The 14,922-nt window shown below is 60.6% G+C and carries 13 protein-coding genes; 9 read left to right on the top strand and 4 right to left on the bottom strand.

Annotation, left to right across the window (positions count from 1 at the left end; translation table 11 throughout):
* Positions 1–98: 98 nt before the first annotated feature.
* A complete protein-coding gene (locus FHW58_RS16725) occupies positions 99–1,541 on the bottom strand; it encodes an Atrophin-1 multi-domain protein (protein WP_179674298.1) in 1,443 nt (480 codons plus the stop codon).
* A gap of 569 nt (positions 1,542–2,110) precedes the next feature.
* Here FHW58_RS16725 and FHW58_RS16720 point away from each other — a divergent pair.
* From FHW58_RS16720 to FHW58_RS16700, 5 genes are all read left to right on the top strand, one after another.
* A complete protein-coding gene (locus tag FHW58_RS16720) occupies positions 2,111–3,271 on the top strand; it encodes a sugar phosphate nucleotidyltransferase (RefSeq protein ID WP_179674297.1) in 1,161 nt (386 codons plus the stop codon).
* Positions 3,268–4,683 (top strand): mannose-1-phosphate guanylyltransferase/mannose-6-phosphate isomerase, encoded by a 1,416-nt coding sequence (locus tag FHW58_RS16715; RefSeq protein WP_179674296.1) that lies wholly within the window; start codon positions 3,268–3,270, stop codon positions 4,681–4,683. Before FHW58_RS16720 ends, FHW58_RS16715 begins: the two co-directional genes overlap by 4 nt.
* A gap of 169 nt (positions 4,684–4,852) precedes the next feature.
* Positions 4,853–5,446 carry an FxDxF family PEP-CTERM protein gene (locus FHW58_RS16710; protein ID WP_179674295.1) on the top strand — a complete coding sequence of 198 codons (594 nt, stop codon included), beginning with the start codon at positions 4,853–4,855 and terminating at the stop codon, positions 5,444–5,446.
* A 147-nt stretch (positions 5,447–5,593) separates the two neighbouring features.
* Entirely contained in the window at positions 5,594–6,598 is a 1,005-nt protein-coding gene (locus FHW58_RS16705) for a TIGR03790 family protein (RefSeq protein ID WP_373996695.1), read from the top strand.
* Between the two features lie 435 nt (positions 6,599–7,033).
* On the top strand, positions 7,034–7,540 hold the full coding sequence (locus tag FHW58_RS16700; RefSeq protein ID WP_179674294.1) for an FxDxF family PEP-CTERM protein: 507 nt from the start codon (positions 7,034–7,036) through the stop codon (positions 7,538–7,540).
* Positions 7,541–7,616: 76 nt separating this feature from the next.
* Here FHW58_RS16700 and murJ read toward each other — a convergent pair whose 3' ends face one another.
* Complete coding sequence (murJ, locus tag FHW58_RS16695; RefSeq protein WP_179674293.1) at positions 7,617–9,167, bottom strand: murein biosynthesis integral membrane protein MurJ; 1,551 nt, start codon at positions 9,165–9,167, stop codon at positions 7,617–7,619.
* A 196-nt stretch (positions 9,168–9,363) separates the two neighbouring features.
* Here murJ and rpsT point away from each other — a divergent pair, with 196 nt between their 5' ends.
* Positions 9,364–9,630 (top strand): 30S ribosomal protein S20, encoded by a 267-nt coding sequence (rpsT, locus tag FHW58_RS16690; RefSeq protein ID WP_055937377.1) that lies wholly within the window; start codon positions 9,364–9,366, stop codon positions 9,628–9,630.
* 138 nt (positions 9,631–9,768) lie between these two features.
* Here rpsT and FHW58_RS16685 read toward each other — a convergent pair whose 3' ends face one another.
* On the bottom strand, positions 9,769–10,329 hold the full coding sequence (locus FHW58_RS16685; protein ID WP_179674292.1) for a pseudouridine synthase: 561 nt from the start codon (positions 10,327–10,329) through the stop codon (positions 9,769–9,771).
* A 112-nt stretch (positions 10,330–10,441) separates the two neighbouring features.
* Between FHW58_RS16685 and icd the strand changes: the two genes are divergently transcribed.
* Positions 10,442–11,701: an NADP-dependent isocitrate dehydrogenase gene (icd, locus tag FHW58_RS16680; RefSeq protein ID WP_179674291.1), complete on the top strand. Its 1,260-nt coding sequence runs from the start codon at positions 10,442–10,444 to the stop codon at positions 11,699–11,701.
* 79 nt (positions 11,702–11,780) lie between these two features.
* Here the strand turns inward: icd and FHW58_RS16675 are convergent, their stop codons facing one another.
* Complete coding sequence (locus FHW58_RS16675) at positions 11,781–11,984, bottom strand: cold-shock protein (RefSeq protein WP_008446468.1); 204 nt, start codon at positions 11,982–11,984, stop codon at positions 11,781–11,783.
* 325 nt (positions 11,985–12,309) lie between these two features.
* Here FHW58_RS16675 and clpS point away from each other — a divergent pair, with 325 nt between their 5' ends.
* Positions 12,310–12,612 carry an ATP-dependent Clp protease adapter ClpS gene (gene clpS / locus FHW58_RS16670; protein ID WP_008446470.1) on the top strand — a complete coding sequence of 101 codons (303 nt, stop codon included), beginning with the start codon at positions 12,310–12,312 and terminating at the stop codon, positions 12,610–12,612.
* Complete coding sequence (gene clpA / locus FHW58_RS16665) at positions 12,609–14,915, top strand: ATP-dependent Clp protease ATP-binding subunit ClpA (protein WP_179674290.1); 2,307 nt, start codon at positions 12,609–12,611, stop codon at positions 14,913–14,915. The genes clpS and clpA overlap by 4 nt, the downstream gene beginning before the upstream one ends.
* The last annotated feature ends 7 nt before the right edge of the window (positions 14,916–14,922 follow it).

The following is a 14,922-nucleotide window of genomic DNA, read 5'->3' as shown; positions in this document are numbered from 1 at the left end:
CTAACGTCCTTGCAAAAAGTAAAGAAAAACAGCCAATTTGTGTATATTACACCAAGATTGGCTGCGTTTCGTTATTTTTGCTGCGGTGCGTCAGGTGGTCAGTTGGCCACCCTTACCAAGGTGCCGCTGACGGTCGATGGGCCGCCGGTGCCGCTGATGGCCCACAGCACGGTTTTGGCGTTGGCCGGCCATACCAGCCGCGCCGAGGCGCCATTGGCCAGTTCGCCGGTGTCGGCCACCACTTTGTTGTCCACCGTCAATTGCAAGCGGATCTTGCCACCGCCGGTGGTGATGGCGGTCAGGCGCTGGGTGGTGTTCGCCGCTGGCAAGGCCCAGCTGACGCCGCCCAGGCTGCGGTTGCTTGGATTGTTTTGCACGATCGGCACCGTGGTCGACGGGAACACCACTGCCTGGCGCAGCGTGTCAAACGTGCCCAGGGTCGGGCCGGACTTCAGCACCCACGGGCCGCGCATCGACAGCGTGTTGACGGCGGTGGTTGGCACCGAGGTGAACTGCTTGCCGTCGCCACTGATGAACTGGGTGGCCTTGACCATGCGCAGGCCCAGGCGGATGCGCTCCAGTTCGGCCGCCGCGACCGGATCCCACTTCGGCTGGTGCAGCGCGATGTTCGAGCCGATTTCCGCGTAGATGGCGTACGGGGTGCCGTCGTTCTGGTCGATCACATAGCCGCCATAGGTCTTCAGGGTGTTGGCGATCTTGCGCAGGATCGGGCTGACAATGGTGCTGGTGTCATAGTCCGGCGGCAGCATCAGCAGCGCGCCTTCCGGGATCTTGCCGCTGTTGCGGTTGGCCGCGTAGACGTCGGCCGAGGTGGCCGGGTAGACGTAGGCCGGGTTCGGCGACAGCGCGTTGAAGGTCAGCGACAGCGCCAGCGCGTGGCGGAACATCGTGTCGCCGTCGTTGACCTCCTCCTTGCGGATCAGGCCACCGGTTGGCGGCACGGCGGCCGCGCGCGCGCCTTGGTAGTAGTGCGCCGGATCACCCCAGCCGGAACCCGTCAGCTTGGTCCAGGCGTAGGTGCGGGCGCGCCATTTGCCGTCGGTGCCCTTTTGCAGCTTCCAGAACGAGTGGACGATGTTGGTGGTGGTGTCGATGATGTCGGCGTGGCCGTCACCGCCGGTGGCCGGGGCCACATCGGCCGGCCAGTGCGGAATCACCACGGTGGGGCGGTTGGCCTCGGCATCCGGGTCCCACACGCCGGGTTGGTCGGTCAGGGGATAGACGGTCACTGCCGGATCGGACGCCACCGCCTTGAAGGCGCCGGTGGAGTACACGGTGTTGCTGATCGAAGGGTAATACAGCGACTTCGGGATCACGAAGGAATTGTCGAACACCGGGTTCACCGGGCGCGAGTTCCACAGCGAATTGGCCGCGAATGGCGTCGTGTGCGTACCGTAGGTTCGGGTGGTGGTGGTGGTGTCTGTGGTCTGTGCCTGAGCGCAGGCGGCCAGCACGATGGTGGCAGCCAAAGGCAGGCTGTATTTCCAACCACGGTGGTTGGTCGGGAAACGGGTCAACATTGCTTACTCCTAGGTCAAATCAGGCAAGAAAAAATGCACCATAGGAACAATTATACACACGTGGATACGGGCGTAAGCGGCTTTTGAGGCCGTTGGGATGAGGTTTTAGACGTTTGATGGCAGGATAGCATTGGCGTGCCATTGTGTCCATCTGGAGAGATGCATCACACACATGTTTTTTGCGCTAGACAGCCTGGCAAACCGCTGTCCCGGTCCCTGTCGCGGCTTCATAGGAGAATCGGGGGCGTGGCCGATTTTGCGTGCGGTGGGCGGCGGATGCGCGGATGCGCGACCTTGCGCGGCGCGGAGGGCTCGGTTGGAGGCAAATGCCGCAAAATGCCTGTGGTGGGGCTGCAACGCTTGCGAATTGCTGCTCACTAAGAAGGCGTCCGCCAACATATTCCTTGCGGATACAGATAAAATTGCTGCGAAATGTTATTTAAATAATATCGAGCACGATTGGATTGCTGGTATAGTTGCCATTGTGTCCATGTCCAGAGGCACGAGTGGAGGCGCGCGTCGAGCAGGTATCCCTGCTGCGATTTATAAACATGTGAAAAGGGGTAACTATGAAAGCGATGATTTTGGCGGCAGGTAAAGGTACCCGGGTGCGTCCGCTCACTTACGATTTGCCCAAGCCGATGATTCCCATCCTGGGCAAGCCGGTGATGGCTTACCTGATCGAGCATCTGGCGAAGTATGGCGTCAACGAGATCATGGTCAACGTCAGCTATCTGCATGAAAAAATCGAGGACTATTTCGGCGAGGGCCACCAGTACGGCGTACAGATCGGCTATTCGTTCGAGGGCTACACCAACGATAAGGGCGAAGTGGTGCCGCAGGCGCTGGGCTCGGCCGGCGGGATGAAGAAGATCCAGCAATTCGGCGGTTTCTTCGACGAGACCACCATCGTGCTGTGCGGTGACGCGGTGATCAACCTGGATATCAAGTCGGCGCTGTTCGAACACCGCCGCAAAGGCGCGTTGGCCACGGTCATCTGCCGCGAGGTGCCTTGGGACAAGGTGTCCAGCTATGGCGTGGTGGTCAGCGACAAGGATGGCCGCATCAAGCAGTTCCAGGAAAAACCGAGCCGCGAACAGGCGCTGTCCAACTTCGCCAGCACCGGCATTTATATTTTCGAGCCCGAGGTGCTGGACCTGATTCCGGCCGACACGGTGTTCGACATCGGTTCCGAGCTGTTCCCGCTGCTGGCCGAGAAAGGCCTGCCGTTCTATGCGCAGAACCGCACCTTCAACTGGATCGACATCGGCAGCGTCAAGGATTACTGGGAAGTGTCGCAGAGCGTGATGATGGGCGAGGTGGCGCACATGGACGTGCCCGGCATCCAGCTGGCCGATGGCCTGTGGGTCGGGCTGAACACCAGCATCGACTGGGAGGGCACCACCATCGAAGGGCCGGTCTACATCGGCTCCGGCTGCAAGATCGAGGCCGGCACCACCATCGTCGGCCCGACCTGGATCGGCCACGGCAGCCATTTGTGCAAGGGCGCCGAGGTGGTGCGCAGCGTGCTGTTTGAATACACCCGTGTGTTACACGATGTAAGGCTGGAGGAAATGATCGTGTTCAAAGATTACAGTGTCAACCGCGCCGGCGAGATGAAACACGTCTCCGAGTACAGCCGCGACGAGTGGACCAATGCGCGCGACCGCCGCAACAAGCGCCGTACTGAGGCCGACAGCAACGTTTATAAGAAAGAGGAAGTCGCATGAAAATTTATCCGGTAATTTTGTCTGGCGGGGCCGGTACCCGTCTGTGGCCGCTGTCGCGCGCCGTGCTGCCCAAGCAACTGCTGCCGCTGGTGAGCGAGCGCACGATGTTGCAAGACACGGTGCTGCGCCTGAAGGACTGGCCCGAAATGCAGGCGCCGCTGATCGTCTGCGGCAATGAACACCGTTTCCTGGTGGCCGAGCAACTGCGCGCGGCCGGGATCGCCCCGTTGGGCATCCTGCTCGAATCGGTGGGCCGCAACACCGCGCCGGCGGTGGCCGCCGCCGCCCACTACCTGACCGCGCTGGACCCGGAGGCGGTGATGCTGGTGCTGCCGGCCGACCACGTGATCGAGAACCGCGACGCCTTCCATGCGGCCATCCTGAATGCCGCCGCGCTGGCCAATGACGGCGCGCTGGCGACGTTCGGCGTGGTGCCGACCGCGCCGGAAACCGGCTACGGCTATATTCGCCGCGGCGCGGCGGTGGGCGCCAGCGGCGGCTACCAGGTCGAGCGCTTCGTGGAAAAGCCGAACCAGGAGACGGCCGAGTCGTTCCTGGCCGAGGGCGGTTATTACTGGAACAGCGGCATGTTCCTGTTCCGCGCCGCCACCTACATCACTGAACTGCAGGCGCTGCAGCCAGCCATGAACGCCGCTGCCGAGAAGGCCGTGCGCGAGGGCTACCGCGACCTCGACTTCTGTCGCCTGGAAGAGACCGCCTTTGCCGCCTCGCCGTCCGATTCGATCGACTACGCCGTCATGGAGCATACCCGCCACGCGGTGGTGGTGCCGGCCGATATCGGCTGGAGCGATGTCGGCTCGTGGTCGGCGCTGTGGGAGGTGCAGGCGCGCGACGCGGCCGGCAACGCCACGCGCGGCGACGTCTACCTTGACGGCGTCAGCAACAGTCTGGTGCGCGCGGAAAGCCGCATCGTCGCGCTGGTGGGGGTGCAGGACCTGGTGGTGGTGGAGACCGCCGATGCCGTGCTGGTGGCGCACAAGGACCAGGTGCAGCGCGTCAAGCAGGTGGTTGACCACCTGAAGACGCAAGGACGTACCGAGCACTTGCACCATACCCGCGTCTATCGTCCGTGGGGCTCGTACGAGGGCATCGACATGGGCGAGCGTTTCCAGGTCAAGCGCATCACCGTCAATCCGGGCGGCAAGTTGTCGCTGCAAATGCACCATCACCGCGCCGAGCATTGGGTGGTGGTGAGCGGCACTGCACGCGTGACGTGTGGCGAAACGGTAACACTTTTGTCCGAAAATCAATCGACCTACATTCCGATCGGTATGACTCACCGACTGGAAAATCCAGGCAAATTGCCCCTGCATCTGATCGAAGTTCAGTCGGGCAGCTACTTGGGCGAGGACGATATTGTGAGGATCGAAGACGTCTACCAGCGGGCGTGAGCGGGGTCGCACGGCGGAGAGAAATATCGGCAATATGTTTCGAAAAAGGAAACTTGAATATTGTTTTGGTAATTCTCGATGATTCCGTGCTACTATACGTTCCAGTGGTTTAACGAATTCTAATTTTCCTCAATTTCTTAACGCTTTCCCGACGCGAAGGAACCTAAAAATGAAAAATATTGCGAGGTCGTTGCTCGTAGTTTCCCTGCTGGCTGGTGCCGGTCTGACTTCCCAAGCCGCATTTGCTGCCATCCCTACTCCTGTTGGCTCGCTGCCGTCAACTTGGCAACCGCTGGTCATCAAGAGCGATAGCGAGGGTGGGTTCACTTCGACCTTTGGTAATAATTTCAATACTGGTCTCAACAAAACTTTTAGCGATTCCTACACCTTCACCGTGGGCGGCCCTGCCGGAGCCGCAGCCTCGGTGTCGGCGCCATGGACCCGTACCCAAGACGTTTATATTGGTTCGTTCGGTATTTACGATGCCAGCACCAACGCGCTGGTCATCGGCGGTATCAACAGGGTGCCGGGCTCGGATAGTCCGAAAACGGATGATTGGTGGACCTTGCCCGCAGATGCGACCCTGCAAGCTGGTAACTACTACTTGAAAGTGACGGGGCAGGTGCTCAGCAAGTCCGGCGGCTCGTATGCTGGTAGCTTGAACGTGACCGCAGTGCCAGAAGCGGAAACCTATGCCATGCTGCTGGCTGGTCTGGGCATGATTGGTTTCGTGGGTCGCCGCAAAGCCAAGCAAGCCGCCTGAAGCCGTGGCGTTAAAACGCGCTGCGTGAGTTGAATCCGCAGTGTTCCGAAGCCGAGTTCCGTGTTGCACGGGCTCGGCTTTTTTCATAGGGAACCTGGTCTTTTGCAGTAAGATGCGGTGAATTGATCGCGGAGCGAAGGGGAGGGCGTGTTGCGGATTTTTTTGATGGTGTTGGTGTATTGCTGGTGCTGCGCGCCGGCTTGGGCCGGTACTCCGCTATCGCCGGCGCAACTGGCGCTGGTGGTCAATGACAATGAGCCCAACAGCGTGGCGATCGCTGCCTTGTATCGCGATGCGCACCAGGTGCCGGCGGCCAACGTGGTGCACGTCAGGTTGCCACCGCGCCAGCGGCGCTTGACCAGCGACGAGTTCGCGGCGCTCAAAAAACAGATCGATGCCCAACTGGCGCCCGGCATCGAGGCGGTGCTGATGGTGTGGACCGCCCCCTATGCGGTGGAATGCAACTCGATCACTGCGGCGTTCTCGCTGGGCTATGACGCTGCGCAGTGCAACAAGCCGTGCGGCCCGGGCCGGCCCAGCGCCTATTTCAATGGCGGCGAAAGCCGGTCCTACGCCGAAGGTGGCGTCAGGCTCAGCATGCTGATGCCGACCGAATCGGTCGAACTTGCCAGTGCGGTGATTACACGCGGCGCCACCCGCTATTTGCGACTGCCCTCCGCCACCGCCTATTTTCTCAATACCAGTGATCGGGCGCGCAGCTCGCGCGCACGTTACTTCCCGCCCTCCGGCGTGGTCAAAGCAAAAGAGTTGACCATCAAGACCATGAACGCTGACGTGCTAGAAGGGGCACAGGACGTCATGCTCTATCACACCGGACTCGTCAAGGTATCGAAACTGGACACGCTGCACTTTCTGCCCGGGGCGCTGGCCGATCACCTGACCTCGACCGGCGGTGATTTGCTCAGCGATGCGCAGATGAGCAGCTTGCGCTGGCTGGAAGCCGGGGCCACCGCCAGTTATGGCACCGTCTCCGAACCATGCAACTACTGGGAAAAGTTCCCTAACTCGCTGGTCTTGTTGCGTCATTACCTGAATGGCGACAGCGCCATTGAGGCCTATTGGAAAAGCGTCGCATGGCCCGCCCAAGGCCTGTTTATTGGCGACCCGCTGGCCGCACCGTATGCGCGTTAGGAGCGCAAATGCCGCACTTTTAGCAGATTGTTGTTTTATCGCTACGATTCGATATAAAAAAAATAAAAATTATCCTTTGGAATATATCAATGCAATAGGGAATTAAATTGGCCAGCCGGTGCAACTGCACAAAACAGCACGTTTGCTGGCCGCTTCATTCTACACAATGTTGCCGAAAGAACTATTTAATTGCGGTTGGTTAAATTTTTGTTGCGACGCCGCCCCGGATGCACAACGATGTCGCAGAGGTGTTTTTCCGCTCCAAAATTGCACCGTGGATCTTTTCATTTTACCTGGCGAAAAAAGTTAATTTTGGTTAAGTCTCAATAGAAAATCTTTAAGATTTCCGCGCGATTTTGCGATAGTCTAGTTCCTGTAGTATCCGATTAACCCTGGTGTGGCTGTATGCCACGATTGAACTGCAAGGAACTCGACATGAAACTAAAAACATACATCGGAGGCGCGCTGCTGGCGGCTGCGTCCTTTGGGGCTTCTGCTGCTACGGTAGACTTGGGATCCCTGGATCCAACGACGTTTGACTCCACTGGCCAAAGCATCAAGCATTCCGCTATCGGCTATTTCTACGATACGATCACTTTCACGCTGGCGACCGATTCGCTCAGCTCGTTCGGGGCGCTGCAAACCTTCGCAGCTCCGAGCAAGGCAATCACCGGCTTTGGTGGCGAGCTGGTCGGCCATGGCAGCTTTACGGGGCCGACGACGAGCGCAGATGACTCCCAGCAAAGCCTGAGCTGGAAGGGCGGCCTGGGCGTGGGGACTTACACGATCCACATCTGGGGCACCACCACGGCGCTGAATACCAGCTACGTTGCCACAGTCTCGGCGCTGCCAGTGCCAGAGCCTGAGACCTATGGCCTGATGCTGGGTGGTCTGGCGCTGGTCGGGGCAATTGCGCGCCGCAAGGCGAAAGGCAAGGTCTGACGTCAGCGGTTGCAGATTCATAAGGGTAGGCCGGGGTTTCGCGCTGCGCGAACCCCGGCTTTTTTGTGCCTGCCGTCTAGCGGACGATGCGCTTGAAGTCACCCAGCCGGAAGCCCAGCAGCAGCAGCACGCCGAAGTACACCACGCCGCAGCCGCCCACCACCAGCAACAGCGCGCCCAGTCGCAGCAGCGACTGGCCCTGCATGCCGATCCAGTCGAACTGGCGGGCGCCGAGCCACGCCACCGCCGCCATCACGGCGCAGGCGATCACCAGCTTGACGAAGAACAGCGGCCAGCCGGGCTGCGGGCGGTAGATGCCGCGCTTGCGCAGGCCGGTGTACAAAAAGCCGGCGTTGAGGCAGGCCGCCATGCCGATCGATAGCGCCAGGCCGGCCACCGCCAGCTGCGGCACGAAGAAATAGTTCATCACCTGGGTGGCGATCAGCACGCCGATGGCGATCTTGACCGGGGTGCGGATGTCCTGTTGCGCGTAGAAGGCCGGCGCCAGCGTCTTGACCAGGATGATGCCCAGCAGGCCGGCCGCGTAGGCCATCAGCGGCCGCGCCGACATGTGCACCGCCTCGGCGGTGAATTTGCCCGATTGCAGCAGCGTGGCGATCAGCGGCTCGGCCAGCAGCGCCATGCCGACCGCGGCCGGCATGGCCAGCAAAAAGGTCAGGCGCAGGCCCCAGTCCAGCAGCGACGAATATTCCTCGCGGTCACCCTTGGTGTTGGCCTTGGACAGGCTGGGCAGCAGTATCGTGCCCAGCGCCACGCCCAGCAGCGCGGTCGGGAATTCCATCAGGCGGTCGGCGTAGGTCAGCCACGAGATGCTGCCTTCCTGCAGGCCGGAGGCGATATTGGTGTTGATCAGCAAGCTGATCTGCGCGGCCGACACCGCGAACACCGCCGGCCCCATCTTTTTCAGCACGCGCCGCACGCCGGGATCGGCCAGGCCGCTGGCCGGGTTCAGCGACAGCCGCGGCAGCATGCCGATGCGGATCAGCGCCGGAATCTGGATCGCCACCTGCAGCAAGCCGCCCACGAACACGGCGATGGCCATGGCGTAGATCGGCTGCGCCAGGTGCTGTTGTAAAAACAGCGAGGCCAGGATCGACGCGATATTCAGCAGCACCGGTGTGAAGGCCGGCACCTTGAATTCGTTCCAGGTGTTCAAAATGCCGCCGGCCAGCGCCACGAAGGCCATGAAGGCGATGTAGGGGAACATCACGCGCGTCATCCACACGCCGGCGTGGAAGGCTTCGGGATCCTTGTCGAGGCCGGGGGCCACCAGCAGCAGGAACAGCGGCGCGGCGATGATGCCAATCAGGCTGGTGGCCACGGTGACCCACACCAGCGTGCTGGCCACGTGATCGGCCAGCCGCTTGCTGGCCTCCTGGCCCTGCTGGTTCTTGTATTCCGCTAAAATCGGCACGAAGGCTTGCGAGAAGGCGCCCTCGGCAAACAGCCGGCGCAGCAGGTTGGGGATGCGGAAGGCGACGTTGTAGGCGTCGGTGAGGGCGTCGGCGCCAAAGGCGCGGGCAATCAGGATTTCGCGTAACAGTCCCGTGATGCGGGACAACATGGTCATGCTGGAGATGGCAGCGAGGGTTTTGAGCAAGTTCATGGGACGTGATTATAGTTGCTCCTGCTGAAAAATATCGCTATAATCACAGGCTGTACAAAATTCTGTTGCGCAGACATTATTGTTTGGCAAGCAGTAGTTTGACTCACACGGTTCGCTCTCATCGCAACCTGAACGTACCTGTGTTGGCAAACAATAATGTTTGCAAACGCATCATTTACCTGATTTAGGAAATTTCATGGCAAATACCGCACAAGCGCGTAAACGCGCTCGTCAAGCAGTTAAGCAAAACGCTCACAACTCGGCTCAGCGTTCGACCCTGCGTACCGCTATCAAGGCAGTGCGTAAAGCGATCCAGGCTGGTGACAAAGCTGCTGCGACGACCATCTTCCAAGCTTCGGTGTCGACCATCGACAGCATCGCTGACAAGAAGATCATCCACAAAAACAAGGCCGCTCGCCACAAGAGCCGCCTGGCAGCTGCCCTGAAAGCGCTGTCGGCTTAATTTCGTTCGCGAAGTTTTGCAAGGAGCCCGCTCCGGTTCGTCCGGCGCGGGCTTTGTCGTTTCCACCCCGAACCGATAGAGGGGTCTGACCCCGTACGGGGTCAGACCCCGCGACGGAGCGCCGTGCCGGGGTGAAAGTCAGCGCCGCAAATCGGCTGAATCGACTTCCATCCACTCCCCCGGCAGCAACGGATGCGTGGCCAGCGACACCCCGCCAATCGCCGTGCGCACCAGCCGCAGCGTCGGCAGGCCGACCGCCGCCGTCATGCGCCGCACCTGGCGGTTCTTGCCCTCCTGCAGCGTGATCGCCAGCCAGCTGGTCGGCTGGTCGGCGCGCTGGCGGATCGGCGGGTTGCGCGGCCACAGCCATTCCGGCTCGGCGATGCGCACCGCCTTGCACGGCTGGGTGACAAAATCGCCCAGATCAAGCGGCGCCTGCAGCCTGGCCAGCGCCGCCGCGTCCGCCACGCCTTCCACCTGCACCAGGTACACCTTGGCCTCCTTGTGATCGGGATGGGCGATGGCGTGCTGCAGCTTGCCGTCGTCGGTCAGCAGCATCAGGCCTTCGCTGTCGTAGTCGAGCCGGCCAGCCGGGTAGATGTTGGGGATGGACAGATGGTCGGCCAGCGTGGCCTTGCCGTCCTGCGCTGAAAATTGGCACAGCACGTGGAAAGGCTTGTTAAATAAAATCAGGGGCATTATCGAAAACGGAAAATGGTGTAGGCTTGAAAACTTTGATGCCTCGACACATAATGGCACAAACGTCTTATATCTTATAGAAGACCAAGAATATTCCTTTCGGAGAACCACGATGTCCCAACATATCAAAGTACCGGCGGACGGCCAGAAAATCACCGTCAACGCGGATTTTTCCCTGAATGTACCAGATAACCCGATCATTCCCTACATCGAGGGGGACGGCACTGGCCGCGACATCTCGCCGGTGATGCGCAAAGTGGTGGACGCGGCGGTGGCCAAGGCCTACGGCGGCAGCCGTCAGCTGAAGTGGATGGAGATCTACGCCGGCGAGAAATCGACCCGGCTGTACGGTCCCGACGTCTGGCTGCCGGAAGAGACGCTGGCGGCGGTACGCGACTACGTGGTGTCGATCAAGGGCCCGCTGACCACGCCGGTGGGCGGCGGCATCCGCTCGCTCAACGTGGCGCTGCGCCAGCAACTGGACTTGTATGTCTGCCTGCGTCCGGTGCGCTATTTCACCGGCGTGCCGTCGCCGCTGAAGGAGCCGGAAAAAACCAATATGGCCATCTTCCGCGAGAACTCGGAAGACATCTACGCCGGCATCGAGTTCGCGCAGGGCTCCGAGGGCGCCAGGCGCCTGATGGACTTCCTGCTGAAGGAACTGGGCGTCAACAAGATCCGCTTCCCGGAAACCTCCGGCCTGGGCATCAAGCCGGTGTCGGTGGAGGGCACCGAGCGCCTGATGCGCAAGGCCATCCAGTACGCCATCGACCATGACAAGCCGTCGGTCACCATCGTCCACAAGGGCAACATCATGAAGTACACCGAGGGCGGCTTCCGCGACTGGGCGTACGCGCTGGCGCAGAAGGAGTTTGGCGCCGAGCTGATCGATGGCGGCCCGTGGTGCAAGGTCAAGAACCCGAAGACCGGGCGCGACATCATCATCAAGGACTCGATCGCCGATGCCTTCCTGCAGCAGATCCTGCTGCGCCCGGCCGAGTATAGCGTCATCGCCACGCTCAACCTCAACGGCGACTACATTTCGGACGCGACCGCCGCGCAGGTGGGCGGCATCGGCATCGCGCCGGGCGCCAACATGTCGGACTCGGTGGCGATGTTCGAGGCCACCCACGGCACCGCGCCGAAGTACGCCGGCAAGGACTATGTCAACCCGGGCTCGATGATCCTGTCGGCCGAGATGATGTTGCGCCACATGGGCTGGACCGAGGCGGCCGACCTGATCATCAAATCGATGGAGCAGGCCATCGCCTCCAAGCGCGTCACCTACGATTTCGCGCGCCTGATGGAAAACGCCGTGCAGGTGTCGTGCTCGGGCTTTGGCGAGGTCATGATCGAGCAGATGTCGGCTTGATAGCTGTGTGGGCTGTACAACAGCGCAGACGAAAAAAAACCTCGCGGCGCGAGGTTTTTTACATCGGTAGGCTCAACAATTAAGCCGACTGGATGTTGGAAGCTTGCTTGCCTTTAGGGCCTTGCGTGACTTCGAACTGAACTTTTTGACCTTCTTTCAGGGTCTTAAAACCGTTCATGTTGATTGCGGAGAAGTGAGCGAACAAATCTTCGCCGCCGTCATCTGGAGTGATGAAGCCAAAACCTTTGGAATCATTGAACCACTTAACAGTACCAGTTGCCATAAAAAGAACTTTCTAAATTAAAACAGATCACACGAGCCATAAAAGCAAGAAGCTTCTTGCCCCTCTCCTCACGCCCACTTCTTATCAACGTGTACATTTCTGCACGAAGCCGATAAACGCATTGTTAGCGGACCAATTTTGAAAGTCAAGCAGATTTGTATGCATTTTGCTACTTTTCCCACGATTGGCGAAGATGCAACTCTTGATTTTGCGGAATGGGGCGCCATCTGCGTCAAGTTCAGAAAGCGCGTAAGATGGAAAACAATTGGAGATGTGCAGTGAAATGCACATTGCATCAACCCCGAAAGCATTAGAATATAAGCGTATGGCAACCAAGCATGACACCGAAACCCTCTTGGAGCGGCAAACGCTGAAGCCGCCACCGTTGTACCAGGTGGCGTTGCTCAATGACGACTACACGCCGATGGAGTTCGTGGTAGCGATCATTCAGGAGTATTTCAACAAAGACCGTGAAACAGCCACGCAAATAATGCTCAGTGTTCACCGCTACGGCAAAGGAGTGTGCGGCGTGTTCTCTAAAGATATAGCCTGTACCAAAGTGGAGTTTGTTTTAACGCATGCGCGCAAGGCGGGGCATCCCCTGCAGTGCGTGATGGAGGAAGTATGATTGCGCAGGAATTGGAAGTCAGTTTGCACATGGCGTTTGTCGAGGCCCGACAGGCGCGCCACGAATTCATCACGGTGGAGCACTTGCTGCTGGCCTTGCTGGACAACCCTTCGGCCGCCGAAGTGTTGCGCGCATGCGCCGTCAACATTGAAGATCTGCGCAAAACGCTCACCAATTTTATTGGTGACAACACCCCGACCGTGCCCGGCACGGGCGAGGTCGACACCCAGCCGACGCTCGGTTTCCAGCGCGTGATCCAGCGCGCCATCATGCACGTGCAGTCGGCGTCGAATGGCAAGAAGGAAGTCACCGGCGCCAACGTGCTGGTGGCCATCTTCGGCGAGAAAGACTCGCACGCGGTGTACTACCTGCACCAGCAGGGCGTGACCCGCCTGGACGTGGTCAATTTCATCTCGCACGGCGTGCGCAAGGACCAGCAGTCGGACACCGCCAAGGCGTCCGAGGGCGTGGAGGAGGGCGCGCCGGCCGGCGAGGGCCAGAGCAAGGAAAGCCCGCTTGACCAGTTCACCCAGAACCTCAACAAATCGGCCGCCGACGGCAAGATCGATCCGCTGATCGGCCGCGAAGAGGAAGTGGACCGCGTGATCCAGATCCTGTGCCGCCGCCGCAAGAACAATCCGCTGCTGGTGGGCGAGGCTGGCGTCGGCAAGACCGCCATCGCCGAGGGCCTGGCCTACCGCATCACCCAGGGCGACGTGCCGGAGATCCTGTCGAATGCCGTCGTGTATTCGCTGGACATGGGCGCGCTGCTGGCCGGCACCAAGTACCGCGGCGATTTCGAGCAGCGCCTGAAGGCGGTCCTCAAGCAATTGAAGGACAATCCCAACGGCATCCTGTTCATCGACGAGATCCACACCATCATCGGCGCCGGCTCGGCGTCGGGCGGCACGCTGGACGCGTCCAACCTGCTGAAACCGGCCCTGGCCAATGGCCAGCTGAAGTGCGTCGGCGCCACCACGTTCACGGAATTCCGCGGCGTGTTCGAGAAGGACCACGCGCTGAGCCGCCGCTTCCAGAAGGTGGACGTCAACGAGCCGACCGTCGAGCAGACCGTGCAGATTCTGCGCGGCCTGAAGTCGCGCTTCGAGGAGCACCACGGCGTCAAGTACTCGTCGTCGGCGCTGTCGACGGCGGCCGAGCTGGCGGCGCGCTTCATCAACGACCGTCATCTGCCGGACAAGGCGATCGACGTCATTGACGAGGCGGGCGCGGCCCAGCGCATCCTGCCGAAGTCGAAGCAGAAGAAAACCATCGGCAAGACCGAGATCGAGGACATCATCGCCAAGATCGCGCGCATCCCGCCGCAGACCGTCAACCAGGACGACCGCAGCAAGCTGCAGACCATCGACCGCGACCTGCGCAACGTGGTGTTCGGCCAGGACCCGGCGATCGAAGCGCTGGCATCGGCCATCAAGATGGCGCGCGCCGGCCTGGGCAAGACCGACAAGCCGATCGGCTCCTTCCTGTTCTCCGGTCCGACCGGCGTCGGCAAGACCGAGGTGGCCAAGCAGCTGGCCTTCATCCTCGGCATCGAGCTGGTGCGGTTCGACATGTCGGAGTACATGGAGCGTCACGCCGTGTCGCGCCTGATTGGCGCGCCGCCGGGCTACGTTGGTTTCGACCAGGGCGGCCTGCTGACCGAGGCCATCACCAAGAAGCCGCACACGGTGCTGCTGCTGGATGAGATTGAAAAAGCCCACCCGGACATTTTCAACATCCTGCTGCAGGTGATGGACCACGGCACGCTGACCGACAACAACGGACGCAAGGCCGACTTCCGCAACGTGATCATCATCATGACCACCAACGCGGGCGCCGAGTCGCTGCAGAAGTCGACTATTGGTTTCACCACGACCAAGCAGGCCGGCGACGAGATGGGCGACATCAAGCGCATGTTCACGCCGGAGTTCCGCAACCGTCTGGATGCGATCATCAGCTTCCGTGCGCTGGATCAGGAGATCATCCTGCGCGTGGTGGACAAGTTCCTGATGCAGCTGGAAGAGCAGCTGCACGAGAAGAAGGTGGAAGCCGTGTTCACCGAGAAGCTGCGCAGCTTCCTGGCGAAGAAGGGCTTCGATCCGCTGATGGGCGCGCGTCCGATGTCGCGCCTGATCCAGGACATGATCCGCAAGGCGCTGGCCGACGAGCTGCTGTTCGGCCGCCTGGTCACCGGCGGCAAGGTCACCGTGGATCTGGACGACAAGGACGTGGTCAAGCTGGAGTTCCCGGAACCGCCGGACGCGGCGCCGGCGCCGCCACCGGAAACGGTCGAAGTCGACTAAGTCAGAA

Origin of the sequence: Duganella sp. 1224, from assembly GCF_013408245.1 — a bacterium.
Lineage (GTDB): Bacteria > Pseudomonadota > Gammaproteobacteria > Burkholderiales > Burkholderiaceae_D > Rugamonas.
This window is presented reverse-complemented; position numbering and strand designations above follow the sequence as displayed.

What these genes read in the sequence shown, in the direction of transcription:
- FHW58_RS16675 (WP_008446468.1), bottom strand. Translation starts at nt 11,984, where the DNA reads ATGGCAACTGGTACTGTTAAGTGGTTCAATGATTCCAAAGGTTTTGGC.
- FHW58_RS16700 (WP_179674294.1), top strand. Translation starts at nt 7,034, where the DNA reads ATGAAACTAAAAACATACATCGGAGGCGCGCTGCTGGCGGCTGCGTCC.
- FHW58_RS16715 (WP_179674296.1), top strand. Translation starts at nt 3,268, where the DNA reads ATGAAAATTTATCCGGTAATTTTGTCTGGCGGGGCCGGTACCCGTCTG.
- FHW58_RS16710 (WP_179674295.1), top strand. Translation starts at nt 4,853, where the DNA reads ATGAAAAATATTGCGAGGTCGTTGCTCGTAGTTTCCCTGCTGGCTGGT.
- FHW58_RS16725 (WP_179674298.1), bottom strand. Translation starts at nt 1,541, where the DNA reads ATGTTGACCCGTTTCCCGACCAACCACCGTGGTTGGAAATACAGCCTG.
- rpsT (WP_055937377.1), top strand. Translation starts at nt 9,364, where the DNA reads ATGGCAAATACCGCACAAGCGCGTAAACGCGCTCGTCAAGCAGTTAAG.
- FHW58_RS16685 (WP_179674292.1), bottom strand. Translation starts at nt 10,329, where the DNA reads ATGCCCCTGATTTTATTTAACAAGCCTTTCCACGTGCTGTGCCAATTT.
- clpS (WP_008446470.1), top strand. Translation starts at nt 12,310, where the DNA reads ATGGCAACCAAGCATGACACCGAAACCCTCTTGGAGCGGCAAACGCTG.
- murJ (WP_179674293.1), bottom strand. Translation starts at nt 9,167, where the DNA reads ATGAACTTGCTCAAAACCCTCGCTGCCATCTCCAGCATGACCATGTTG.
- clpA (WP_179674290.1), top strand. Translation starts at nt 12,609, where the DNA reads ATGATTGCGCAGGAATTGGAAGTCAGTTTGCACATGGCGTTTGTCGAG.
- icd (WP_179674291.1), top strand. Translation starts at nt 10,442, where the DNA reads ATGTCCCAACATATCAAAGTACCGGCGGACGGCCAGAAAATCACCGTC.
- FHW58_RS16720 (WP_179674297.1), top strand. Translation starts at nt 2,111, where the DNA reads ATGAAAGCGATGATTTTGGCGGCAGGTAAAGGTACCCGGGTGCGTCCG.